This window comes from Methylobacterium sp. AMS5 (assembly GCF_001542815.1).
GTDB lineage: Bacteria > Pseudomonadota > Alphaproteobacteria > Rhizobiales > Beijerinckiaceae > Methylobacterium.
Map to the genome: position 1 here is coordinate 1,875,674 of NZ_CP006992.1, position 22,522 is coordinate 1,898,195.

Sequence of the window (22,522 nt, forward strand, 5' to 3'; positions counted from 1 at the left end):
GAACCTCAGCGCAGCCGCCCGTCATGGATCGCCGAGGCGACCAGCGCTCCGGCCGCCCCGGCCTCTTCGAGGCGTGCCGCGTCCTCCGGCCCGCGCACGCCGCCGGCCGCGTAGATCCGCCGACCCCCGCCCGCCTCGACGGCCCGCGACACCCCTGAGATATCGGGACCAGTCCCGGTGCCGACCCGTGCCAGCGTCATCACGATCACATCCTCGGGCCACGTCTCCGCATCGTCGTGCAGGGTGTCCGGTCCGAGCCGTTCCGCGCCCCGGCTGTCGAGGGAGAGCACGGCACGGTTGCCGAGCGCACGCACGAGGTCCGCATCCCGCTGGCTCTCGCTGCCGAGTACCGGGCGACCGAGCCCGAACGCGGTGAAACGCGCGACGCCCGAGAAATCACAGAAGCCGGCATCGACCCACAGCGTCACCCCTGGGCAGGCGCTGGCCACCGCCTCGAGGCTGGCACGGTCGGGCGCCCGGCCCTCCATGATCGCGTCGAGGTCGGCGACGTAGAGCCGGTCCCCCCCGACGGCATCGAGAAGGCCGCGGGCCACGTCGGCGGGTCGCGAGCCTCTGGCCAAGGGGGTATCGATCGGGGCATAGGCGTCACGCTCGCCCGCGCGGGCGCGCACCACCTGCCCGTGGCGCAGGTCGATCACCGGGATCAGCCGAAACGGCCGCCCCTCAGAACCGTGAGACATCGCGTGAACCGGACTGGAACCAGGGTCATCGGGTGGGATCTCGGCGGGGTGCATGTCAAGGCGGCGCTCGTCGAGGAGGGCCGCGTGGTCGAGGCGGTGCAGGCGCCCTGCCGGCTCTGGCGCGGCGTCCCCGCCCTGGACGAGACCTTCGCGCAACTGCCGGGCTGGGTGCGGGGCGAGGCCGTGCACGCCGTCACCATGACCGGCGAGCTGACCGATTGCTTCGCCGACCGGGCGGACGGGGTGCATCAACTTTCGGCCTGGGCGGCGGCGGTGCTCAAAGGCAGCGTGCGGATCTATGCCGGCCGCGCCGGCTTCGTCTCGGCCGACAACGCCCGCGCGCATGCGGCCGATATCGCCTCGGCCAACTGGCACGCCACTGCCGCCCTGATCGGCCGGCACGTCCCTCAAGCGCTGCTGGTCGATATCGGCTCGACCACCGCCGACCTGATCCCGATCGTGGCGGGCCGGCCCGCCGCGCAGGGCTACAGCGACGCCGAGCGGCTGGAGACGGGCGAACTCGTCTATACCGGCGTGGTGCGCACGCCGCTCCTGGCCTTTGCCACCCACGCGCCCTGGCGCGGCCGGCATACGCGGCTGATGGCCGAGACCTTCGCCAGCACCGCCGACATCTATCGGCTCACCGGCGATCTGCCGGAGGGCGCCGACCAGCAATACAGCGCCGACCTCAAGGGCAAGTCGATCCCCGAGACCGAGATCCGGCTCGCCCGCATGGTCGGCCGCGACCGGGGGGAGGGGAGTGCCGAGGAATGGCGGGCGCTGGCCGCGTGGTTCGCAGAGGCGCAACTGCGCCCCCTGCACGATGCCGCCGCCGTGCTGCTCTCGCGCCCCGATCTGCCCGCGGATGCGCCGCTCGTGGTCTGCGGCGCCGGCCGCTTCCTGGCCGAGCGGCTGGCCGCCCGGCTCGGACGCCGCCCGGTGCCGCTCACCGAGACCATCGCCGGATGCTTGAACGGTGACGATGCCGCCTGGGTCTCGACCTGCGGCCCGGCGGTGGCCGTCGGCTTGATCGGGTGAGGAACGGGGCCGTTCCCGCGCGTTGACGGGGACATGGTCACAAGGAGAGGTGCATGACTGCAGGAAACAAGCTCGCCCGCATCCTGGCGACCCGCACCGGGGAGGCGATCGAGCTGGCCTTCGTCACCGAGGACGGCCGGACCACACGGGTGCTGGCGAGCGAGGACCAGATCGACCGCCTCGTGGATGAGCTGGAGGACGTCCTCAATTCGCCGGCCGAGACGGGCTCGGGCGAACCGCCCGCGGCCGCCTGACGCTACCGCAGGAAGTCCCCGAAGGCGCGGGGCCCGTCGCCGGTCCCGATCGTGCCGGTGACCTGAAGGCTCGACGGGTCGATCAGGCTCAGGGCGTTGTCGCCCCAGTTGGCGACGACGATCGTCTTCCCGTCGTGGGTGGCGGCGATGCCCTCGGGGTGATCGCCGACATCGATCGCGGCCAATGTCTTCAAGGTGGCGGGGTCGAACACCGTCACGGTGTTGGAATACTGGTCGGTCACGAAGCCTTTGCCGACAGCGAACGCGATCACGTAGGGCCGCTGGCCGGTGGTGACGCGGCCGGTTTCGCGGCCGGCGGCGACGTCGATGGCCGAGACATCGTTCGAGACCACGTTGGCGGTGTAGGCGTAGCGACCGTCCGCCGAGAGGGTCAGGCCGAACGGGTGCTGGCCCACGGATACTTGCCGCGTCTCCCGTCGGCTTCCCACGTCGACGATCGAGACCGTGTCGGATTCGCGGTTGGCCACCAGCAGCGTGGCGCCGTCCGGCGTCACCGCGATGCCCGAAGGGGATTTCCCGGTGGCGATCTCGCCCTCCAGCGTCAGGCCCGCCGCATTCGGACGCAGCACGAAGACACGGGCACCGTACCAGTCCGCGACGTAAACCTCGCCGGATTTCGGATTGACGCCGATGCCGAGCGGGCCACCGGGCAGATCGAGACTCGCGGTCACCCGGCGCGCGTCGAGATCGATGACCGAGACGCCGTGGCCCTCGGGGCGGGTGACATAGGCGGTCTTCCGGTCGGGTGAGAGAGCGATGCCCGCCGGCGCCCCCGGTACGGGGATCGATTGCAGGATTGTCTTGGACCCGAGGTCGATGATCTCGACGGCGTTGCCGAGCTGCGCCGTGACGAGGGCTTGCTGCGCCAGGGCGTGGGCGGGCAGCCAGGCCAAGCAGACGAGGCCCCAGGCCCAAAACCTCCCCCCGCTGCGGAGGAGAGGGTGGGACGGCCGGCGCCTCCGCCGAGTGAATCGAAGTGCGCCGGCCTTTCGCATCGTCGAGCCCTTACGAACCCTTTTCGGCCTTGGCCTTCACGTTCTCCAGCCCCGCCTTGTAGAGGCCGAGCACGGCCTTCTTGGAGGCCTCGTCGTTCAGTTCCGGCGGCGGATCGTTGTTCATGTAGCCGCGATAGAACGCGCCGCGCCACGTCATCTTGGTCTTGGCGCCGTCGCCCTCGAGCTCGATCGTCGAGGAATAATCGTTCACCGGCAGGGTCTTCACGTCGACCTTGGTGATCCGATACATGAGGAGCTTCTTCTCGGCGTCGTATTTGGCGAGCTCTTCCTCGACCGTGGGGCCGCCCTTCAGGGTCAGCGTGCGGGTCGCCTTGACCTCGTTGCCGCCCTTGCCCTCGGTCTTCTCGACCACCGGAATCCAGCTTCCGTCCTGGAAGTTGCCGACGATCGCCCAGACCTTGTCGGCGGGGGCGTTGATCTCGATCGACTCCGATACCTTCTGCCGGGTCGGGCCGTGGGCCTGCGCGGCGAAGGTCACCGTGGCAAGCGCCGCCACGGCGGCGAGCGTCCTGAATTTCATCGTTTTTCTCCTCCCGTTGAGGCCGCCGAGCATGGCAGCCTCACCCCTCGTTCGAGCGACTTGTGTCAGGAGCCGCTCTTCTCAAGCCGGGCCTTGAGGTTCTCAAGGCTGGCATGAATCCAGGCCCGCACGCGCTTCTCCGAATTCTCGTCGTTGAGTTCGGGCGGCGGGTCGTTGTTCGGATGGCCGCGGTAGAACGCGGCCCGCCACTCGACCCGCGCCTGCGCGCCCTCGGGCCGCACCGAGATCGTGGCCGAGTAATCCTTGGCCGGCAGGTCGGTGACCTCGCTCTCGAGGATGTAATAGCCGAAGCTTCTATGCTCCGGATCGAGCTTGCGGCTCTCCTCGACGATGACGTGGCCGTTCTTCAGCGTCAGCCGGAAGATCGGCTTGTCCGCGCTGCCCTGCGGTTCGCCGCGCGCCACGTTCTCGATCCAGCCCGCATCGGCCGGGTTGCCGACCACCGCCCAGACTTTGTCGGGGGAGGCGTCGATGGTGACGCTCTCGACGATCTTGCGCCGGGTCGGCGCGTGCTGCGCCTCGGCCCCGACCGTGGTGACGGCGAGCGCCGCGGCGGCGAGCCATGCGATCCGCTTCAAACCGGAAATCTCCTTGAGCATCGGTTCAGTCTGTCGGCGCCTCACAGGGGGCGGCTCGTCCCGTCGAGGACGCGGCCGGTGCGTCCCAGGGCTCCCGCGACCTTGTCCTCGATCCAGTCCCAGGCCTCGCGCTCGGCGGGGCCGGCGGTCTTGGAAATGGCTATGGCATGATAGGCCATCTCCGTCAGGACCTTTTCCGGCTCCAGCATGTGGAGCCGCGTGGACAGGATCGCCGCCTCGATCACCGCGGCCTGCGCCCGGTTGTAGCCGATGAACGGCACGTGGCTCACCGCATGCACCATCCGCCCGCGGTAGCGCGGGCGCTGCGGATCGTCCTCGATCGCGGCCACTTCGAACTCGGCATGGCCGAAGCATTCGGCGAGGCGTCTCCCGGGAATGTGATCGCAATCCACCACCGGCCAATCGCGCCGCCCGGTGACGACGCCCGCGATCACCCGCACGTCGCTCGGGGCCGAGGCCGTGAAGTAGGGGCGCTCGGCGAGGTTGTCGATCGTGGGCGAGGGGCGGAACGGGGCGAGCACGAAATTCTCGCCCTCGCGGATCAGGCCGAACGGCACGAGATGCAGTGCGCCGGCCGCCGACAGGGTGGTGACGACGGTCTCCAAGATCAGCGGCATCTCAATTCCGGTCCTCGTCGGGCACCAGCCGGCCGCAGACGATGCGGCCGCCCTTCGGCTCGCTGAGCGGGTCGCGCTCCGATGCCGTACCATCCCCGGTCTCGGTTCGCGGCGGTGCGGCGTCGCGCTCCGGATCGGCCTGGGTCGCGCGCTCGGCGGCGGGCGCCGCGGGGCCGCTATGCTTGGTGTGCGCCGATTTCGTCGGTCCGGCTGCCTTGAAGGCGGTGGTGTCTTCCTGGGTGCGGTCGGCAGCGCAACCCCAATCGAGGGGTTCGTCCTGCACGTAGCGCTTGCCGAGGCGGAACGCGGTCTCGGCCTTGGTCAACTCGCCGCCGAGATAGAAGGCGTGCGCGCCGTCGCTCTCCACGCTCAGTTCGGGGAAGAAGGCCATCGCGTCGGTGCCGGTGGTGTGACGGTCGCGGTTGTAGACGTGGATGCCGTCCTCGGCGACGGCGATGCGGTAATTGGGATCGCGCACCTCTGCGGCGAGAGCCGCAATTTCATCGGAGGTCTGCACGAAGGGGCGCTTGTCGTGCAGCGCCAGCAATTCGCGGCCGTAGCCCTTGGGCAGGGCGGCGTCCTCTTTGGCCGCGTACATCACCCGGCGGGCGGCGTCGTGCTCCTCCACCGTGCGGCGGGTGTGGTTCGAGACCTGCACGATCAGCACGTTGCGTAGGCTGAGTTCCGAGCACATGCCGACGAGGAGCGCCGTGACGCCGAGACTGTCGGCCTCGGTCAGTTCGGTGAGGTTGCCGGTGCCCATCATCATCTCGATGTTCGGCCAGCGCGCCCGGATCTCGCGGTAGCGGCAGATCGAATCGACGAAGCCGAAATGGATCGGCTCCAGGATCGGGTCGGCCATGAAGGGCCGGCCGGCCCGCTCCATCCGCTCGATGGCGCGGTCGAGGGAGGGCAGGTCGTCGGGCCGCATCGGCACGAGGACCGGCACCGCGTCGGTCTCGAAGGCGAGGTCCAGCGTCTCCTCATTGAGGCTGAGGAGATAGTCGGCGCCGGCCCGCGCCCCGCGGGTCAACTCGTCCAGCGAGAAGGAATCGACGCTGACCTTCAGACCGGCGCCCTTGAGGGCCCGCACGCTGTCTTCGAGATGGGGGAACGCGGTGTCGGGCAGTCCCCCGAGATCGATCACGTCCGCGCCGCGACGGGCGAGGTCGAGACCCTTGGCCAGGATCTGGTCGGGCGTCATCTTCGAGGCATCGACGATCTCGGAGAAGATGCGCAGGTCGTGGCGCGAGAGATCGACCTTGCGCCCGGTCAGGCCAAGATAAGCCGGCAAATCAACGATCTCGTCCGGCCCCCGCTCGACCGGAAGGCCGAAATGGGCCCTCAGCGCCTCCGGGTTGGCACGGCAGCGGCCGGGCAGGACGATCCGGGTCGCGCCCTCCGGCATTTGCACCCGGCGCTTGATGATCTCTTCGGTCATCAGCGCGGCGACCTTCACCCCGGCATCGGCGATGCTCCAGGCGAACCGCTCGGCCGGCAGCGTGGCCGCGACCTTTTCGAGGCGGGCATGGGCCAGCTTGCCGGTGATGAAGACGAGATGTTCGGGCGCGCTCATGCGGCGTGCCTTTGGCGGACATCCTCGGGGCCCCGGATCACGATCGCACCGCGATAAGCGGCGGCAAAACGCGGGAACGCGGCATCGACGAAGCCGGCTCGTGCGAGGGCTGCAGGATCGGCCTGAAGCGGAAGTTTTGCCGACTTCACAAGGATGCAGCGATCGACGCCGAGCCTGGCGGCGAGCCACAGGGCGAGGCTGTCGGAGGTGACGTCCCAGCTTTCGGCGATCTCGGCATGACCCGCTTTGAGCGCGACCGGATCCCAGATCACGGAGCGGCCCTGTGCGAGGGCATCGGCAACGGTCTCAGGGCTCGCGGCGATGGTCAGGCGCTGTTCGAGGGCGCAAAACACTTCGGCCATGCGGCCCATGGCGTCGAGGGCGAGGCGGTGGGCGAGGGTGTCGTCGAAGCCGAGCGCCGCTTGGGTCGCGCGCACCGCCTCGGCGAAGGCGCCGCCACCGGGCACGATCGCGACCGGTGGTTGCTCCACGCATTCGGCGAGGATGGCGCAAAGCCGCGCGCGGTCGGCGACGAGGCTGCCGCCGATCTTGACCACGGCGCCGTCGATTTTTCCCGTGAAGCGGGGAGGGGCGGGGGGGACGCCTGTCATATGCCTTACGCCGCGTCGGCCCGTGGGCCGTCCCGCATCGCGGTCACAGCCTGCGCCACCCGCGCGCCGTCGAGCGCCTGCCGCCGGTCGCCGGCGCGGCACAGGCCGCCGCGGAAACCGAGATAATCGGGCTCGAGCCGCGCGAGCGCCGGAATGTCGCCGAGGCCGAGCGAGCCGGCAAGCCCGCTCATCAGGCCGTGCGCGCGGCATCCGGCGACGAAGTCCGCCAGCTGCGGCGCGGCCATGAGAGTGCAAAGCGTGGTGCCGTTCTTGCCGCGGGTGTCGATCATCGCACCGACAAAGCCGGCTGCGGCGAGGCGTGCCGGCCCATCCGCGGCCACGTCATCCTCGGCGAAGAGCACGCCGATGACTCGGCCCGGCGCCCGCGCGGCGGCCTCGGCCAAAGCCGCATCGTCCGCGGCACCGACAGCGATCTTGATGAAATCCACGCCGGTTGCGGCAATGGTCGCGATGGCCACAGCGATTTCGCATCCGGTGCCGTCGCCGGCCACGGCGCTGGTGACCGCCCGCCCGCCGACATCCGCGACGATGGCGCGCACGGTCTCGGGCGGCAGCGCGCCGAGCGCCCCGCGCTCGGGATCCTTGGCGTCGATCAGGTCCGCACCGGCCCGGAGCGCCGTCAGCGCCTCGTCGGGCCCACGGACGCTGACGAGCAGGCGGGGACGCGCGGAAGAAATCGATACGATGTCGGACACGGGAAACGTTCTTGCTCAGCCTTGCGCGCCCGCACAAGCCCCGCCTCAGGAACGGCCGGGCAGCGGCTCGGCCAGGAGGCGGTTCTTCACGATCCACCGCGTGGCGTGGGACCAATCGTCGTCGGTGTTGGCTCTTATCACGACCTGGCCCCGGCGCACGACCTTGCCGGTCTCGGCCTCGGCGATGGTGACGACGAGGCTGAACAACTGGTTGGCGCCCTTGTCGGCGAAGGCGGTCACGGCGAGTTCCGCGCCCAGCGCCTTGGCGATCGGAGCGACGCAGTCGTTGCACTTGTAGAGCGGGCTCTCCTTGCGGATTTCTTCCGCCTGGGGGCCGAGATCGACGCTCTCGAGGCCGCCCTTCTCGGCCAGTTGCTTGCGCAGCACGTCGGTGACGAGGTCGAGGCGCTTCTGGTCGGCCGGCAGCGGCTTGCGGCCGTAGGCCAGCGTCGGATCGTTCACCTCCGCCGGGAAGATCGCAGCCTTGCGCGCCGCATCCTCCGCCGAGGCTGCACCGTTCAGCGTGGACAGGAGTGCGAGGGCGGGCAGGAGGGCGCGAAGTCGCATGGGGTGAGAGCCTCGGACGGGCGCGGGGCCGCGCGGACGGGCTTTAACTCGGTTTCCCGGAGGATTTGGCAAGCGTCGGCGCGACCGCCCCGGAGCGTGTCGGCATGTCCGGCAACGGCGATGCGACGCGTGACAAAGCCGGCCCCGCGATCGCTCGATCGCGCATCTTATGAAAATCTTATGCTTCTCTCGTTGAGGCCGGTGGCAAGATGTTGCTAGCGTGCCGGGCAATGCGTTTGTCCGTTCCGCTCCTCCTCGCCGCCGGTCTCGCGACCAGCCCGGCCGCCTTCCTGGCCGCTCCCATCCATGCCCGCGCCCAGGAGCCGAAGGCGGCCACCGGCGAGCCGCCGCCGGGTTCCCCCGCCGCCGAGACGCCCGCGCCGGTCCCCGGCTCCGAGACCCACATCGCCATCCTCTATCGCCCGGTGCCGGCGCCCTCGTCCTACGATGCCGAGGCCGATCCTGAAGACCTCGGCGTGGCCGGCGCGCGCATGGCGGTGAAGGACAACAACACCACCGGCCGCTTCACCAAGCAGACCTTCGCACTGGACGAGGTCGCCCTCGACGGCGAGCGCGATCCGGTGGAGGCGGCCAAGGCGCTTTCGGCCAAGGGCGTGCGGTTCTTCGTGCTGGCCCTGCCCGCCACCGAGGTGCTGGCGGTGGCCGACGCGCTGAAGGAGACGGGCGCGGTCATCCTCAATGCCGGCGCGCCGGACGACCGCCTGCGCGGGGCCGATTGCCGCGCCAACCTGTTCCACGTGCTGCCGAGCCGCGCCATGCAGACGGATGCGCTGGCGCAGTACCTGACGCTGATGCGCTGGCGGAAGCTCTTTCTGATCACCGGCCCGACCGAGCGCGACAAGGCCTACGCGGAGGCGATGCGGAACTCCGCCCGCAAGTTCGGCCTCAAGATCACCGCGGAAAAACCCTGGACCTTCGGGCCCCTGGCGAAGGCCCGCGGCGACACGCCGACCCGGGCCGAGGCGATGGTGTTCACCCGCGGGCTCGACTACGATCTGGCGGTGGTCGCCGACGAGGAGGGCGATTGGGGCGATTACGTCCCGTTCCGCACCGTCGATCCGCGCCCCGTGGCCGGCACGCAGGGGCTGATGGCGACCACATGGCACCCGACCCTGGAGACCTGGGGCGCGGCCCAGGCGCAGAACCGTTTCCGGCGGCTCGCGAGCCGCCTGATGCGGCCGCTCGATTATCAGGTCTGGGCAGCGGTGCGCACGGTCGGCGAGGCGGCGACGCAGACGCGCAGCACCGATCCGGCCACGCTCGCGGCCCACCTCGTGAAGCCCGAATTCTCGCTGCCCGCCTACAAGGGCGTCTCCCTGACCTATCGGCCCTGGGACCACCAGCTGCGCCAGCCGGTCATCGTGGTGCAGCCCAGGGCGATGGTCTCGGTGGCGCCCGAGCAGGGCTTCATCCACCAGCGCACGCCGCTCGATACGCTGGGGGCCGACATGCCGGAGACCGCGTGCAAGCTGCCGTGACCGGTCGCGCGAGCGATCCGGGCGTGTCGGCGGTCGATGCGGCAATCCACCGCCCGGTGAGGTTCTGCCGATCATCTGTTTCTTCTTTGAGCGACGGGGCCGCAGGGGCCATGTCGCTTCAGCCGATGTGGACGCAGGCGCGCGAGACGACGCGCCGGAAACGACAGGGAGGACGCCGATGGTCGCTCGCTTGAGGGCAGGACTGGGATGCGCGCTGCTCGCGGGCGTATCGCTCGGGAGCGCAGGGAGCGCGCAAGCCTTTACGGCCTACGTCACCAACGAGAAGGCCAACACCGTCTCGGTCATCGATACCGAGACCCTGGCGGTGACCGGGACCTGGAAGGTCGGGCGGCGCCCGCGCGGCGTGACGCTCTCCAAGGACGACAAGGAGCTGTTCGTCTGCGCCAGCGACGACGACCGCATCGATGTGCTCGACACCGCGACCGGCAAGGTGGTGCGCTCCCTGCGCTCCGGGCCCGACCCGGAACAGTTCATCCTCGATCAGAGCGGCAACCCGCTCTACGTCGCCAACGAGGACGACAGCCAGGTCACCATCCTCGACATCGAGAAGAACAAGGTTTTGGCCGAGGTGCCCGTGGGCGTCGAGCCGGAGGGGATGGGCTTGTCGCCGGACGGCAAGATTCTCGTGAACACCTCCGAGACCACCAACATGGCCCATTTCATCGACACCAAGACCTTCGAGGTGATCGACAACGTCCTGGTCGATGCCCGGCCGCGCTTCGCCGAGTTCTCGGCGGACGGCAAGTTCCTCTGGGTGTCGGCGGAGGTCGGCGGCACGGTCTCGGTGATCGATGTGGCCACCCGCAAGGTCATCAAGAAGATCACCTTCAAGATTCCGAGCGTCACCGACGAGCAGATCCAGCCCGTCGGCGTGCGCCTGACCAAGGACGGCACCCGCGCCTTCGTGGCGCTCGGGCCGGCCAACCGCGTCGCGGTGGTCGATGCCAAGACCTACGAGGTGCAGAAGTACCTGCCCGTCGGACAGCGCGTCTGGCAGCTCGCCTTCACGCCCGACGAGAAGCAGCTCTACACGACCAACGGCACCTCCAACGACGTGTCGGTGATCGATGTCGACGGGCTGAAGGTGGTGAAAAGCATCCCGGTCGGGCTGCTGCCCTGGGGCGTGGCGATCTCGAAGAAATGAGTTCAGTTCGCCGGCTAACGGCGATGGGAGGAAGCGACATGACATGGACGACGCGCCTCGGCCTCGCCGCTGCGGCCCTGATGCTCGCCAGCGCCCCAGCGGGCGCCCTCGACCTCACCAAGAAGCGGCAGAACCTGCCCGACCTCGTGCTCGGAAACGAGGAGGGCAACGACTTCGTGGTGGAGAACAAGGATATCGAGCTGGAAGCCGGCAAGGCGTATCGCCTGCGCATCGTCGCCAAGGGGCGGCAGGAATACAAATTCTACGCGCCCGAGTTCTTCCGCTACATCTGGTTCAACCAGATCGTGATCGAGCACAAGGAGATCCACGGCGGCGGCCCGCCCGACCATCTCGAATTCGACGATCCCGGCGAGATCGCCATCGAATTCGTCGCCATCAAGCCGGGTGCCTACAAGTGGTACGCGCAAGGGCTTGAGGAGAAGGGCATGGCCGGCACGATCACGGTCAAGTGACGGGGGACATCTCAAGATGCGCACACGCACCTCCCTTGCCGCACCCAGAGGCTTCCGCGGTGGCGCCCTGCTTGCGCTCGTGGTGCTCGCCACCCCGGCGCTCGCCGACGACAAGGCCGCCTGCGCCGACGGCATTGCCGCGGTGAAGGCACGCGTCGAGAAGCTGGCGCCCGAGGCCGTCCCGCAAAAACTCACCCGCGCGCTGAAGATCGCCGAGCGCGAACAGGGCGAGGGCGAGTTCGACGAGTGCCTGGAAGCGCTCGACGACGCCAAGCGGGCGCTGCCGAAGTGAGCGTTGCACGATGAGCGCGGCTCTTGAGGTCGCCGGCGTCAGCCACCGCTTCGGCCAGCGCGCCGCACTGTCCGACATGTCGATCACCGTCGAGCGCGGGCATTTCATGGCGCTGCTCGGGCCCAACGGCGCGGGCAAGACCACGTTGTTCTCGGTGATTACCCGGCTCTACAACAATCAGGAGGGCCGGGTCTCGATCCTCGGCCATCCCCTCGACCGCGAGCCGTCGCGGGCGCTCGCCGGCCTCGGCGTGGTGTTCCAGGCGCGGACGCTGGATACCGACCTCACCGTCGCGCAGAACCTGCACTACCATGCCAGCCTGCACGGCATCGGCCGGGCGGCCGCGCGTGCGCGCATCGAGACTCTGCTCGCCCGCGTCGGGCTGTCCGAGCGGCGCGACGACAAGATCCGCACGCTGTCGGGCGGCCAGTCGCGGCGCATCGAGATCGCCCGCTCGCTGATCCACGCGCCGCGCCTGCTGCTGCTCGACGAGCCGACCGTCGGCCTCGACCTCGAATCCCGCGCCGACATCGTCGCCATCGTGCGCGCCCTGGTGCGCGAGGAAGGCCTGTCGGTGCTGTGGGCGACCCACATCTTCGAGGAGATCGCGCCCGAGGACGACGCCGTGGTCCTGCACAAGGGCCGCATCGTCGCCCGCGGTCGCGCCGGGGAGATCGGCGGCCCCGGCGAGACGCTGGAGGGTGCCTTCCGCCGCCTCGTCGCCGAGCCCGACAAGAGAGCCGTGAAGTCCGCCGCATGAGTTCCTCGTCCAACACCGCCGGCCGCACCGAGGGCGCCGCCAAGCCCGTCCCCCATGCGGGCCGGCTCGATGCGGTGGGCTATCTCATCGCGCTGGGCGGCATCGTGCGGCGGGAGCTGCTGCGCTTCTTCCATCAGAAGGAGCGGTTCTTCTCGGCGATGGTGCGCCCGCTCGTCTGGCTGTTCATCTTCGCAGCGGGCTTCCGCAACACGCTCGGCACCTCGATCACGCCGCCCTACGAGACCTACGTGCTCTACGAGGCCTACGTGGTGCCGGGGCTCGCGGTGATGATCCAGCTCTTCAACGGCATGCAGTCCTCGCTCTCGATGGTCTACGACCGCGAGGTCGGCTCGATGAAGGTGCTGCTGACCTCGCCCTATCCGCGCTGGTCGCTGCTGCTGGCCAAGCTGATCGCGGGCGTCAGCGTCTCCATCGTCCAGGCCTATGCGTTCCTGGCGATCGCGTGGTTCTGGGAGACCGGCATTCCGCCCATCGGCTACCTCGCCGCCCTGCCGGCCTTCCTCGCCTCGGGGCTGATGCTCGGTGCGATCGGCCTGTTCCTGTCCTCGCTGGTGCGGCAGCTCGAGAACTTCGCCAGCGTCATGAATTTCGTGATCTTCCCGATGTTCTTTGCCTCTTCTGCCCTATATCCGCTCTGGCAGGTTCGGGCATCGAGCGAGTGGCTCTACCTGATCTGCCAGGCCAACCCGTTCACCCACGCGGTCGAACTGGTGCGTTTCGCTCTCTACGGGCGCTTCGAGCCGGTCGCCTGCGCCGTCGTGGTCGGCACCGGCCTCCTGTTCTTCACCCTCGCCGCGATCGCCTACGATCCGGGCCGCGGCATCATGGCCCGGCGCGGCGGACCGGCCGGCGAAGCCGCCTGAGAGACCTCCCATGATCCCTCGTTCCGTTCGTGCCCCGCTTTGCCTCGCCCTGATCCTCGCGGCGGCTCCTGCGCTCGCGCAGCCCAAGGCCGATCCGGATTGGCCCTGCCCGCAGCGCAAGGTGACGACTTTGGGCTACGGCTCGTTCTGGACCGGGCCGGACCTCGCCGAGGCCGGTGAATGGGGCAGCGACCGCGAGGCGGCCCAGCTCGCCCGCAAGCTCGCCTCCCGCCGCACCGAACTGCGCGAGGTCGACACCCTGCTCGATGAGTTCGCGCAGAAGGCCGATCCGGCCGAGAAGGGCAAGCGCCTGACCCGCGTCTTCGCCGGCGTGTTCGAGATCATCAACGGCGAGCGCAGCACGGTGATGAACGGGATCAGCCGCTACGCCCAGGGCCAGCGCCGTCTCGCCGAACGCATCCGCGACGAGGCGGACAAGGTGAGCGAGCTCAAGGACAGCCCGGAATCCGATTCCACCAAGGTCGCCTCCAAGGACGTCGCGGACCTGGAAAGCCGGTTCAACTGGGACCGTCGCATCTTCGACGAGCGCAACCAATCGGTCTCCTATGTCTGCGAGGTACCGACGATTCTGGAGCAGCGCCTGGGCGAGATTGCCCGCCGAATCCAGGCGCATCTCTGACCCGCTTGCGGTCGGAACGGACGAATCCGTTTCCGCCGAACGCCGCGGCACGAGCGTATTGAGCCGGCCGGTCCGCGAGTCCGTGCCGGGACTCAGGACAGGCCCCGGAGGTGGAAGCGTTTTACCTTGAGAACTGCCGCCCTGAATTTTGCTGTCTGATGCAATGCGGCCTTGGCTCGGGCGAAACGACTTCGGGCTGCGTTCCGGGATCGGCTGTTCTGGTTGTGACGAAGCGGCGGGATGTGCGGGCAGCCCGATTTTCGGGCGAGAAAGACCTGTCGCGATCTTGTTCGGAGCGGCTGACGAAAGCTGCCCAGCCATTGCCGAATGATCCTGGTTGGGTCTGCCTTTTTATCCGTAAGTCTTTGACGGAACGGCAGAAACATGTTGCCAGAACACCACGCTTCAGCGGAAGCTTGAGTGTCTCATCATAATTGGTCCTGTAGAAGCTCGGCAGCGATTGTCGTTGCCCCCCTCCTTCAGCAACATCCGGCGACGGTTCCGCTCGAACGGGCCGCAAGCACGAATGATAAGGGCTGGGGAATGACAATGCGGGTGCTGCGAGGCAGCCTCATCGCATCGGTTGCACTGCTTCCGGGACATGTGATGGCGCAAGGCGCGGGCGGTGGACAGGCCGTTACGCTCGAAGAGATCAGCGTCGTCTCGAATACGCCGGTCGCGGCCTCGCGCCGGGTGGTTTCCACCTCGACCGCGTCGGGCCTGCGCGAAGTCACGGTCCTCGACGGCATCGACCGCAACAAGCTGCCGCAGAACACGAGCGTGCTGACCTCGGGCGACGTCTCGCGCGTCGGCTTTCCCAGCACGGTGCGGGCGCTCGACGAGCGCGTCGGCTCGATCAGCGTCAACAACGCCCAGGGCAATCCCTTCCAGCCGACGATCACCTATCGCGGCTTCGAGGCCTCGCCGCTCGGCGGCTCGCCGCAGGGCGTGGCCGTTTACCTCAACGGCGCCCGTTTCAACACCTCGTTCGGCGACACGGTGCAGTGGGATCTGATCCCCGACATCGCCGTCGATCGGATCGAGCTGGAGGGCTCGAACCCGGCCTTCGGCCTCAACGCGCTCGGCGGCTCGCTGGCGGTGACGCTCAAGAACGGCTTCACCTACCAGGGCAGCGAGATCAACGTGCTCGGCGGCTCGTTCGGGCGCGGCGCGGTGGCGTTCCAGCACGGCCAGCGCATCGACAATATCGGCCTCTACGTCGCCGGCACCAAGCTCGGCGAGGACGGTTGGCGCAAGCACTCGCCCTCGCGGCTCAACCAGATCTACGCCGATCTCGGCGTGCAGGGCGAGAAGAGCGAATTCCACTTCAACGTCATCGGCGCCAGCAACAGCCTGACCGGCAACGGCACTGCCCCGGTCGAGTTGCTGAAGGCCGATCGCAGCGACGTCTTCACCTATCCCGACCAGACCAAGAACGACTTTCTGCGCTTCCAGCTCTCCGGCACCTACGACGTCACCCCGACGATCACCGTGCAGGGCAACGCCTATTACGGCCTGTTCCGCCAGCGCACCGCCAACGGTGACGCCGCCGACGTGGAGAACTGCGAGGTCGACGAGCGTTTCGTCTGCTCCGAGGGCGCGGACGACAACCAGTTCTTCCTGCGTGACCGCACCGGCAACCCCGTGCGGACCGACCGGCTGCGCACCTTCAACTTCGGCGGGATCAACCCGACCTTCGCCGACCGCTTCGACGAGGGCGGACCCTACGCCTTCCTCAACCAGACCCGCACCGACACCGACAATTTCGGCGCCACGGTCCAGACCGTGGTGCGCGAGACGCTGTTCGGCCTGCCGAACCGCTTCGTGCTCGGCGGCTCTTATGACGGTGGCCGCACCCGCTTCACGGCGGACAACTCCATCGGCGGCCTCACGCTCGACCGCGGCTTCTCGCCCCCCGGCATCGTCGTCTCCAGCGACGACGGCATCATCACGCCGGTCTCGGTGCGGACCTCGAACGATTACGGCGGCATCTACTTCAACAACAACACCGACCTGACCGACCGGCTGACCCTGACGCTGCAGGGCCGGTTCAACATGGCCAAGATCATCCTGCGCGACCAGATCGGTACGGCGCTGAACGGCGACCACTACTACCAGCGCTTCAACCCCGGCATCGGCGCGACCTACAAGGTCATCCCCGACTACCTCGTCGCCTACGGCGGATACACGGAAGCCAACCGCGCCCCGACCCCGGCCGAACTGTCCTGCGCGGACCCGCAGGCGCCCTGCTCGCTCACCAACTTCTTCGTCGGCGATCCGCCGCTGAAGCAGGTCGTGGCGCGCACGGTCGAGGCCGGTGTCCGCGGCCGCATCCCGCAGCCCGACGCGTATTTCGGCGGTATCCTGTCGTGGAAGGCCGGCTTCTTCTCGACCCGCAACGACGACGACATCCTGTTCGTGCCCGCCCCCGACACGATCGGCCGCGCCTACTTCCGTAACGTCGGCTCGACCAAGCGGCAGGGCGTCGAGGCGAGCCTGTTCTACAACGCGCCGCGCTGGAACGCCTTCATCGACTACGCCTTCGTCGATGCGACCTTCGAGTCGCCGGTCGAACTCGCCGCGCCCGGCAACCCGTTCAACAGCGCGGGCGGCGACGAGAGCGGTGTCGTGCTCGTGCGTCCGGGCAACCGCCTGCCCGGCGTCGCGCCGCACCAGCTCAAGGTCGGCGTGCAATATCAGGTGACGCCGGAATGGCGGGTCGGCGCGCTCGCGCGCTTCGCCACGGGCAAGTTCCTCGTCGGCGACCCGACCAACCAGAACAAGACCACCGGCGACTTCGCGGTGTTCGGCTTCAACACGAGCTACCGCGTGGCGTCGAACATCGAGCTCTACGGCTACGTCGAGAACGCCTTCAACGCCAACTACGCGACCTTCGGCACCTTCTCGCCGGTGAACGAGGTTCCGATCGTCCGGGTGCCCAACGCCACCTCGAACCGCAGCCTCGCGCCCGGCGCGCCGGTGGCGGCCTTCGGTGGTCTGCGCATCCTGTTCGAGCCGCCGCCTGCGGCCCCCGTGGTCGAGCCTTTCCCGCTGGTCCGGAAGGGCTGAGCGGATCTCAGGCCCGAACACGCTCCCGGACCGAATCCGGTCCGGGACATCTCTCGATCGACGCGAGCGGCGCGGTTCTCTTGAACCGCGCCGCTTCCATATCCGACCTCAGCTCCAGGGGGCGGGCTCGAGCACCATGCCGAAAGGTGGTCTCCGGCTTTCGGGAAAAGTGAAGCGAAAACAAGCGCCTGAAGCATCGTCCCGGATCGGTATCCAGGACGATGCTTCAGACGCGATCTGTGATTTTCATCCTGCCTATTGCCAATGTCTCCCGGGCAAGTTACGCAATCGAAGCGAGGCCGAACGGCCGCTTGTCCCGTGGCATGTTTGCCCGAGGCATGGTGGTCGCGAGCGTCTCCGCGATTTTGCCGTTTGCCCGGTTTTGCCGGGCCTCTTCGATCAGGAGTTTGCCCCCGATGGCGTTCCGCCTCTCCTCTGCCGTTCTTCTCGCCGCGCTCGTCGCCGCTCCGGCCTACGCCGCCCCGACGACGACCACGAAGGTCGATATCGCCGCCTTCGATCCGGACAAGGACGGCACGATCGATCTCAAGGAGGCCCTGGCCGCCGGCTCCGCTGCCTTCGACAAGCTCGATCCGGATAAGGACGGCACGCTCGATGCCAAGGAGCTGAAGGGCCGCGTCAGCGAAGCCGACCTCAAGAAGCTCGACCCGGACAACGACGGCACCCTCGACAAGAAGGAATACCTCGCCGCCGTCGAGGCGCAGTTCAAGGCCGCCAACCCGGACAACGACGGCACCATCGACGCCAAGGAACTGGCAAGCCCGGCCGGCTCGGCCCTGGTCAACCTGATCCGTTAAATTTCCCGACACTTCGTCCGGGACGAACAGGGGTGCGGATCGCGAGATCCGCACCCCTTTTCTATGTCCGTCAGCGGTTCTTCGGCGTTGGGCGAAGCGTCGCAGAGCGGAACACGGAGGGGCCTTCGAGGACTGTTCCGGCCGAGGCGGACGGTCACGGGACCGGCTCGTCACAAACTGATTCGGAGGAGCCCCCACCCCATGCGCATTGCCCTGACTCTGCCCGTTGCCCTCGCCGTCTTCGTCACTGCCGGCCCCGCCCTGGCCGTCAACTGCAAGGACGACATCTCCACGGTGGAGCGCCGGCTCAACAGTGCCGGGGCGGAGCAGGTGACGGGCAAGGAGCCGCCGGGCGGCGTCACCTCCTCGAACTCACCCAAGGCCCTCGACAAGCCGCCGGCCGGCGCCCCATCCGACCCCTCGACCAAGCCGACGAAAGCGGGCGTGGAAGAAGCGCGTACCCTGCTCGCCAAGGCGAAGGAACAGGACAAAGCCGGCCAGGAGACGGCCTGCCAGGACACGATGACCAAGGTGAAGGAGAAGGCCGGCGCACTGCCCTGATCCGGCGCGACGGCGACGTCGGATCATTTCTCGAAACATGAAGAGGCCCAGGACTGCGCTCTGGCGGTCCTGGGCCCCGTCCCGTTCGTGGTCTCAAGGATCCTCAATACGCGTTGTCGGTCTTAAAGAGCGCCAGCGGCGTGGTGAGCAGGATCTTGAGGTCGAACAGGATCGACCAATTCTCGATGTAGTGCAGGTCGTGCTCGACCCGGCGCTGGAGCTTCTCACTGGTGTCGGTCTCACCGCGCCAGCCATTGATCTGCGCCCAGCCGGTGATGCCGGGTTTGACCTTGTGACGGGCGAAGTAGCCGTCCACCACCTGATCGTAGAGGGTGTTCGCCGCTTTGGCCTGGACCGCATGCGGGCGCGGCCCGACCAGCGAGAGATCGCCGCGGATCACGTTGAAGAGCTGCGGCAGCTCGTCCAGCGACGTCTTGCGGATGAAGCGGCCCACGGGCGTCACCCGGGCATCCGTCTTGGTAACGAGTTGCGATGCGCCCGCATCGCAAAGATCGACATACATCGAGCGGAACTTGAAGATCTCGATCAGTTCGTTGTTGAAGCCGTAGCGCTTCTGCCGGAACAGGATCGGCCCCGGCGAGGTGAGCTTCACTGCGAGCGCCACGGCGATCATCGCCGGTGAGAGGGCCAGCAGCAGCAGCAGGCCGACGAGGCGGTCGAACGCGCCCTTCAGAATGACGTCCCAATCGGCCAGCGGCTTATCGAACACGTCGAGCAGCGGCACGCCGCCGAGATAGGAATAGGCGCGCGGGCGCAGGCGCAGCTTGGTCGCGTGGGCCGAGAGGCGGATGTCGACCGGAAGAACCGAGAGCTTGGCGAGCATCTGCAGGATGCGCGTCTCGGCGGAGATCGGCAGGGTGAACACCACGAGATCGACGGGCGCGTGGCGGGCGTAGGTGACGAGGTCGCTGACATTGCCGAGCTTGGGGTGGCCGGCGACGTCCGTGCTGGATCGATCATCGCCCCGGTCATCGAAGATCCCGATGATGCGGATCCCATTGTCGCCGCTCGCTTCCAGGGCATGAATCAGTTCCGCGGCCGCTGGTCCGCCGCCGACGATTGCGGTCCGACGGTCGAAACGCCCCTTGGCCATCTGCAGGTTCACGAAGGCCGAAAGCGCTGCGCGTCCGCCGAGCAGCACTCCGAGGCCGGCCATGTAGTAGCTGAGCAGCCAGATCCGGGAATAATGGTCGGCCACCTTGCCGAGCACCATGGCCGCGGCCACCATCAGGAACGCGATGGACCAGCCGGTGGCGAGCTTCACGGCCGTTCTCGGCAGATCGCGGAAGGCGCCGATCCGGTAACTGCCCGAAGCCTGGAAAAGTCCGAGCGCCGCTATGGTCACCGCCAAAATGGCGGCGAGGTAGCGCGGGGCGAGCGGCACGACGCCGCGCAGCAAGGCCTGATGCAGAGCCAAGCCAAGCAGGATCAAACCGCAGAATTCAGCGAGCCGCACGCAACCGGCCAGCACGACCGGCGACAGCCAAGTCGCTTTCGGCGGGGGTGGGGCAGGAATCGATGCGGATACGGACGGTGCGGAGTCAGGATTCTCGTCGCTGTAGAGCGCGAGCGGCGCCGGCACGGATGTCAGTGAGCCGTTCTCCCGCGCGACCTTGAGCAGATCCCGAACGTCGATGGCGCTCATCGGAATGTTCCACGTGAAAACATCGAGCCTCTCCGGCCGTCGAGTGTGCCGGAACGACCTTCACAAAAGCCTAATGTGCGGGCGAGCTGGGCTGTGGGAAACGGGGACATCGAGCGTATCGCCGTCCGCTTTCAAGCCGCCGCGGGGACAGACACGGTCCGCATGCGTTTGGCGCTGAAGGCGGCGGCGTAGCCGCACAACACGTCGGTCGCCATGCGGTTCATGGAAAAGCGGGTGCGCAGCGAGTTGCTGAGCGCTCGGGTGCGGCCCTGCCGGCGCGATGGCTCCTCATCGAGGATACGGAGGATGGCGGTGCTCAAAGCCTCGCAATCGCCGGGCGGAACCAGATCGGAGGAGAAGGCCCCGAAGATCTCCGGGATCCCGCCGACATTGGTCGCCACGAGGGGCTGTCCGGCCGCCGCAGCCTCCAGCACGACGTAGGGCAAGGATTCCGCGAGTGAGGGCACGACCATGACCCGGCCGCGTCCGAGCACGGGCCGGATTGCCTGAGGCGGCTCGAACGCGATGGCATGGCGAAGACCGAGATTTTCGGCCATCGCGGCGATGCTCTCGGTATCAGGGCCGGAGCCTACCATCAGAAGCCGGAGGTCGCGGCCCTGGCCCCTCAGCCGCGCGAGTGCCCGCAACAGCACCGGCAATCCCTTGGCCTCACGCAGTTCACCGACATAGACGAGATCGAACGGGTCATCCGCCGTCTCCACCGGGGCAAACTCGGCTTCCGCGATGCCGTTGTGGACGATACGCTCAAGGCGCGGCGAGCCTCCCGCGAAAGCGGCATGCCGCGAGGCGACGTACTCGCTCTCGAACAGGAACAGGTCAGTCGCCCGCGCCATCACTTGCTCGGCGGCCATGTAGACCCGGTGGAGGGCCGTGCCCGGACGGTAATTGTAGCTGCCGCCATGCGGGGTATAGGCGCGGATCACCCCGCGCCCGGCCGCGCCGAGCGGGGCGAGGCGGGCGAACACGCCGCCCTTCGCGCCGTGCCCGTGCAGCACGTCCGCGCCGACGGCGAGCGCCTGCGCCCGCACTGCGCGCATGACTTGAAGGTCGCTCGCATGCGGGTTCCGGCGCATCGGAACGCGCGTGACGCCCAGCGCGAGGTAGGGGGACAGCTCCGCCAGGGTCCGTTCGGCCCGCTCGCCGCCGGTCGAGGCATCGCAGACGAGGCCGACGGCGTGCCCGGCCTCCGCCTGGAGGCGGGTGAGATCGATAACGTGGCGAAACAGGCCGCCGACCGGGGCCCGAAACACGTGGAGGATGCGGTGCCGTTCACCGGTGCCCACGCGGGACGACAGGTCCGCGACCGGGTGAACCGTCGGCCCCTGGGGCGTCAGGGCGGCGGTCAGAGAAGTGGCGAAGGGAGAGGCCACGGCAGTCGGTCTCCGCGCGGACGGCCCCGATGCGGGGCCCGATCCGGCGGAAGATCGTCATGGGGCGGTCAGCACCCGGTTAAAGAGCAAGCGCAAAGGGCACGCGGAGGCCTCTGCCGCCCGGCTTTCGTGGATCGCGGTTAGGCGTTGGTGAATGCTGCGATGAGCCGGCTTAAGAGTGCCTCACGAAACTCCCGGTTCTGACCGTTCTCGCTCTGGCGATGACAGCGCGGCGGGCGTTTTGTGAGAGACACTCAGAAAAACCGCTCCTTGACGACGATCGTGTCGCCCGGCCGCACCGGGTAGGACATCGGGACGATGCCGTTGATGAGCCCACCCTGGCCCTCGCGGGTCAGCACCGCGTAGTCGCGTGCCGCCCGTGGGCCGAAGCCCGCGGCAATCGCCACCGCCGTCTCGACGGTCATGCCGTTGACGTAAGGGTACTGTCCCGAGGTCGTCACCTCACCGAGGATGTAGAAGGGCCGGTAGGCATCGACCTCGACCGTCACGTGCGGCTCGCGCACATATCCGGCGGCGAGCTTGGCTTCGATCAGCCGGGCAGCTTGCGCGGTCGTCTGCCCGCCCACCTGAACCACGCCGATCAGCGGCATCGCGATCCGTCCGCCGCCATCGACCGCGTAGATGTTGGACAGGTTATCCTGCCCGAACACGATGACTCGAAGCTTGTCGCCCGCCGCCAGGGCGTAGCGCGTGCCAATGGACCCGGTGCCGGTCGCATCGAGATCGACGGTCCGGAAATCCGGGCGCAGGCAGCCGCCGAGCGCCAGGACGGACGGAAGGGCCAGGAGAAATGCGCGCCGCTGCATCGCCATCGCCGTTGTGAAGAACCTCGGCGTTACTTAACGGCGCATGGTTAACGAATGCTGATCCGGCCGCGCGACCGACCGGAATCACCTCTCGGGTTCGACGCCTCGTCTCGAATGCCGACGACGCCCGGTCGCGGCTCTTAACGGGAAGTCAACCTTAACGACCTTTACTGGCCCGAGACGGATCGATCGCCCCGATCCGCGTCCTGCCTTCGTAAAG

General features: G+C 68.2%; 24 protein-coding genes. 12 read left to right on the forward strand and 12 right to left on the reverse strand.

Annotation, left to right across the window (positions count from 1 at the left end):
• Window positions 1-5: 5 nt before the first annotated feature.
• Window positions 6-701, reverse strand: a complete 696-nt coding sequence (locus Y590_RS08435) for a HisA/HisF-related TIM barrel protein (RefSeq protein ID WP_060769457.1) — start codon at window positions 699-701, stop codon at window positions 6-8.
• 3 nt (window positions 702-704) lie between these two features.
• Here Y590_RS08435 and Y590_RS08440 point away from each other — a divergent pair, with 3 nt between their 5' ends.
• Window positions 705-1,739, forward strand: coding sequence for a hydantoinase/oxoprolinase family protein (locus Y590_RS08440; RefSeq protein ID WP_060769458.1), 1,035 nt, complete (start codon window positions 705-707; stop codon window positions 1,737-1,739).
• Between the two features lie 53 nt (window positions 1,740-1,792).
• Window positions 1,793-1,993 carry a hypothetical protein gene (locus tag Y590_RS08445; RefSeq protein WP_060769459.1) on the forward strand — a complete coding sequence of 67 codons (201 nt, stop codon included), beginning with the start codon at window positions 1,793-1,795 and terminating at the stop codon, window positions 1,991-1,993.
• Between the two features lie 2 nt (window positions 1,994-1,995).
• On the opposite strand, the gene Y590_RS08450 is transcribed toward Y590_RS08445, so the two are convergent.
• The 8 genes from Y590_RS08450 to Y590_RS08485 form a co-directional block, all read right to left on the reverse strand.
• Window positions 1,996-3,009 (reverse strand): YncE family protein, encoded by a 1,014-nt coding sequence (locus Y590_RS08450; RefSeq protein WP_286161874.1) that lies wholly within the window; start codon window positions 3,007-3,009, stop codon window positions 1,996-1,998.
• A gap of 10 nt (window positions 3,010-3,019) precedes the next feature.
• Window positions 3,020-3,550, reverse strand: coding sequence for an SRPBCC family protein (locus Y590_RS08455; protein WP_060769461.1), 531 nt, complete (start codon window positions 3,548-3,550; stop codon window positions 3,020-3,022).
• Window positions 3,551-3,615: 65 nt separating this feature from the next.
• A complete protein-coding gene (locus Y590_RS08460) occupies window positions 3,616-4,149 on the reverse strand; it encodes an SRPBCC family protein (RefSeq protein WP_060772213.1) in 534 nt (177 codons plus the stop codon).
• A 41-nt stretch (window positions 4,150-4,190) separates the two neighbouring features.
• Window positions 4,191-4,787 (reverse strand): DUF447 domain-containing protein, encoded by a 597-nt coding sequence (locus tag Y590_RS08465; protein WP_060769462.1) that lies wholly within the window; start codon window positions 4,785-4,787, stop codon window positions 4,191-4,193.
• Window position 4,788: 1 nt separating this feature from the next.
• Window positions 4,789-6,363, reverse strand: a complete 1,575-nt coding sequence (locus Y590_RS08470) for a DUF6513 domain-containing protein (RefSeq protein ID WP_060769463.1) — start codon at window positions 6,361-6,363, stop codon at window positions 4,789-4,791.
• Window positions 6,360-6,974 (reverse strand): amino acid kinase family protein, encoded by a 615-nt coding sequence (locus Y590_RS08475; RefSeq protein WP_060769464.1) that lies wholly within the window; start codon window positions 6,972-6,974, stop codon window positions 6,360-6,362. The genes Y590_RS08470 and Y590_RS08475 overlap by 4 nt, the downstream gene beginning before the upstream one ends.
• A gap of 5 nt (window positions 6,975-6,979) precedes the next feature.
• Complete coding sequence (locus Y590_RS08480; RefSeq protein WP_060769465.1) at window positions 6,980-7,690, reverse strand: (5-formylfuran-3-yl)methyl phosphate synthase; 711 nt, start codon at window positions 7,688-7,690, stop codon at window positions 6,980-6,982.
• Between the two features lie 45 nt (window positions 7,691-7,735).
• Entirely contained in the window at window positions 7,736-8,257 is a 522-nt protein-coding gene (locus tag Y590_RS08485) for a DUF3280 domain-containing protein (RefSeq protein ID WP_060769466.1), read from the reverse strand.
• 230 nt (window positions 8,258-8,487) lie between these two features.
• On the opposite strand from Y590_RS08485, the gene Y590_RS08490 reads away from it, so the two are divergent.
• From Y590_RS08490 to Y590_RS08535, 10 genes are all read left to right on the forward strand, one after another.
• Entirely contained in the window at window positions 8,488-9,756 is a 1,269-nt protein-coding gene (locus Y590_RS08490; RefSeq protein ID WP_060769467.1) for a lanthanide ABC transporter ABC transporter substrate-binding protein PedA1, read from the forward strand.
• A 178-nt stretch (window positions 9,757-9,934) separates the two neighbouring features.
• Window positions 9,935-10,921, forward strand: a complete 987-nt coding sequence (locus Y590_RS08495) for a YVTN family beta-propeller repeat protein (protein WP_060769468.1) — start codon at window positions 9,935-9,937, stop codon at window positions 10,919-10,921.
• A 38-nt stretch (window positions 10,922-10,959) separates the two neighbouring features.
• Window positions 10,960-11,394, forward strand: coding sequence for a cupredoxin domain-containing protein (locus tag Y590_RS08500; RefSeq protein WP_060769469.1), 435 nt, complete (start codon window positions 10,960-10,962; stop codon window positions 11,392-11,394).
• A gap of 16 nt (window positions 11,395-11,410) precedes the next feature.
• Window positions 11,411-11,686: a hypothetical protein gene (locus Y590_RS08505; RefSeq protein ID WP_060769470.1), complete on the forward strand. Its 276-nt coding sequence runs from the start codon at window positions 11,411-11,413 to the stop codon at window positions 11,684-11,686.
• 10 nt (window positions 11,687-11,696) lie between these two features.
• Entirely contained in the window at window positions 11,697-12,446 is a 750-nt protein-coding gene (locus tag Y590_RS08510; protein ID WP_060769471.1) for a lanthanide ABC transporter ATP-binding protein PedB/LutE, read from the forward strand.
• A complete protein-coding gene (locus Y590_RS08515; RefSeq protein WP_060769472.1) occupies window positions 12,443-13,330 on the forward strand; it encodes a lanthanide ABC transporter permease protein PedC in 888 nt (295 codons plus the stop codon). Before Y590_RS08510 ends, Y590_RS08515 begins: the two co-directional genes overlap by 4 nt.
• A gap of 10 nt (window positions 13,331-13,340) precedes the next feature.
• Window positions 13,341-13,970, forward strand: a complete 630-nt coding sequence (locus Y590_RS08520; protein ID WP_060769473.1) for a hypothetical protein — start codon at window positions 13,341-13,343, stop codon at window positions 13,968-13,970.
• A gap of 549 nt (window positions 13,971-14,519) precedes the next feature.
• A complete protein-coding gene (locus tag Y590_RS08525) occupies window positions 14,520-17,039 on the forward strand; it encodes a TonB-dependent receptor (protein WP_060769474.1) in 2,520 nt (839 codons plus the stop codon).
• A 416-nt stretch (window positions 17,040-17,455) separates the two neighbouring features.
• Window positions 17,456-17,857 (forward strand): lanmodulin LanM, encoded by a 402-nt coding sequence (lanM, locus tag Y590_RS08530; protein ID WP_056111238.1) that lies wholly within the window; start codon window positions 17,456-17,458, stop codon window positions 17,855-17,857.
• Between the two features lie 201 nt (window positions 17,858-18,058).
• Complete coding sequence (locus Y590_RS08535) at window positions 18,059-18,418, forward strand: hypothetical protein (RefSeq protein ID WP_060769475.1); 360 nt, start codon at window positions 18,059-18,061, stop codon at window positions 18,416-18,418.
• 103 nt (window positions 18,419-18,521) lie between these two features.
• On the opposite strand, the gene Y590_RS08540 is transcribed toward Y590_RS08535, so the two are convergent.
• The 3 genes from Y590_RS08540 to Y590_RS08550 form a co-directional block, all read right to left on the reverse strand.
• Entirely contained in the window at window positions 18,522-20,084 is a 1,563-nt protein-coding gene (locus Y590_RS08540; protein WP_060769476.1) for an undecaprenyl-phosphate glucose phosphotransferase, read from the reverse strand.
• A 131-nt stretch (window positions 20,085-20,215) separates the two neighbouring features.
• The gene (locus Y590_RS08545; protein WP_060769477.1) at window positions 20,216-21,475 is read right to left on the reverse strand and encodes a glycosyltransferase family 4 protein; all 1,260 of its coding nucleotides are present in this window, start codon (window positions 21,473-21,475) and stop codon (window positions 20,216-20,218) included.
• Between the two features lie 254 nt (window positions 21,476-21,729).
• The gene (locus Y590_RS08550; RefSeq protein WP_060769478.1) at window positions 21,730-22,308 is read right to left on the reverse strand and encodes a polysaccharide biosynthesis/export family protein; all 579 of its coding nucleotides are present in this window, start codon (window positions 22,306-22,308) and stop codon (window positions 21,730-21,732) included.
• Window positions 22,309-22,522 lie beyond the last annotated feature (214 nt).

What these genes read in the sequence shown, in the direction of transcription:
- Y590_RS08450 (WP_286161874.1), bottom strand. Translation starts at nt 3,009, where the DNA reads ATGCGAAAGGCCGGCGCACTTCGATTCACTCGGCGGAGGCGCCGGCCG.
- Y590_RS08525 (WP_060769474.1), top strand. Translation starts at nt 14,520, where the DNA reads ATGCGGGTGCTGCGAGGCAGCCTCATCGCATCGGTTGCACTGCTTCCG.
- Y590_RS08445 (WP_060769459.1), top strand. Translation starts at nt 1,793, where the DNA reads ATGACTGCAGGAAACAAGCTCGCCCGCATCCTGGCGACCCGCACCGGG.
- Y590_RS08550 (WP_060769478.1), bottom strand. Translation starts at nt 22,308, where the DNA reads ATGGCGATGCAGCGGCGCGCATTTCTCCTGGCCCTTCCGTCCGTCCTG.
- Y590_RS08515 (WP_060769472.1), top strand. Translation starts at nt 12,443, where the DNA reads ATGAGTTCCTCGTCCAACACCGCCGGCCGCACCGAGGGCGCCGCCAAG.
- Y590_RS08495 (WP_060769468.1), top strand. Translation starts at nt 9,935, where the DNA reads ATGGTCGCTCGCTTGAGGGCAGGACTGGGATGCGCGCTGCTCGCGGGC.
- Y590_RS08435 (WP_060769457.1), bottom strand. Translation starts at nt 701, where the DNA reads ATGTCTCACGGTTCTGAGGGGCGGCCGTTTCGGCTGATCCCGGTGATC.
- Y590_RS08505 (WP_060769470.1), top strand. Translation starts at nt 11,411, where the DNA reads ATGCGCACACGCACCTCCCTTGCCGCACCCAGAGGCTTCCGCGGTGGC.
- Y590_RS08535 (WP_060769475.1), top strand. Translation starts at nt 18,059, where the DNA reads ATGCGCATTGCCCTGACTCTGCCCGTTGCCCTCGCCGTCTTCGTCACT.
- Y590_RS08490 (WP_060769467.1), top strand. Translation starts at nt 8,488, where the DNA reads ATGCGTTTGTCCGTTCCGCTCCTCCTCGCCGCCGGTCTCGCGACCAGC.
- Y590_RS08485 (WP_060769466.1), bottom strand. Translation starts at nt 8,257, where the DNA reads ATGCGACTTCGCGCCCTCCTGCCCGCCCTCGCACTCCTGTCCACGCTG.
- Y590_RS08510 (WP_060769471.1), top strand. Translation starts at nt 11,697, where the DNA reads ATGAGCGCGGCTCTTGAGGTCGCCGGCGTCAGCCACCGCTTCGGCCAG.
- Y590_RS08500 (WP_060769469.1), top strand. Translation starts at nt 10,960, where the DNA reads ATGACATGGACGACGCGCCTCGGCCTCGCCGCTGCGGCCCTGATGCTC.
- Y590_RS08455 (WP_060769461.1), bottom strand. Translation starts at nt 3,550, where the DNA reads ATGAAATTCAGGACGCTCGCCGCCGTGGCGGCGCTTGCCACGGTGACC.
- lanM (WP_056111238.1), top strand. Translation starts at nt 17,456, where the DNA reads ATGGCGTTCCGCCTCTCCTCTGCCGTTCTTCTCGCCGCGCTCGTCGCC.
- Y590_RS08470 (WP_060769463.1), bottom strand. Translation starts at nt 6,363, where the DNA reads ATGAGCGCGCCCGAACATCTCGTCTTCATCACCGGCAAGCTGGCCCAT.
- Y590_RS08475 (WP_060769464.1), bottom strand. Translation starts at nt 6,974, where the DNA reads ATGACAGGCGTCCCCCCCGCCCCTCCCCGCTTCACGGGAAAAATCGAC.
- Y590_RS08540 (WP_060769476.1), bottom strand. Translation starts at nt 20,084, where the DNA reads ATGAGCGCCATCGACGTTCGGGATCTGCTCAAGGTCGCGCGGGAGAAC.
- Y590_RS08465 (WP_060769462.1), bottom strand. Translation starts at nt 4,787, where the DNA reads ATGCCGCTGATCTTGGAGACCGTCGTCACCACCCTGTCGGCGGCCGGC.
- Y590_RS08520 (WP_060769473.1), top strand. Translation starts at nt 13,341, where the DNA reads ATGATCCCTCGTTCCGTTCGTGCCCCGCTTTGCCTCGCCCTGATCCTC.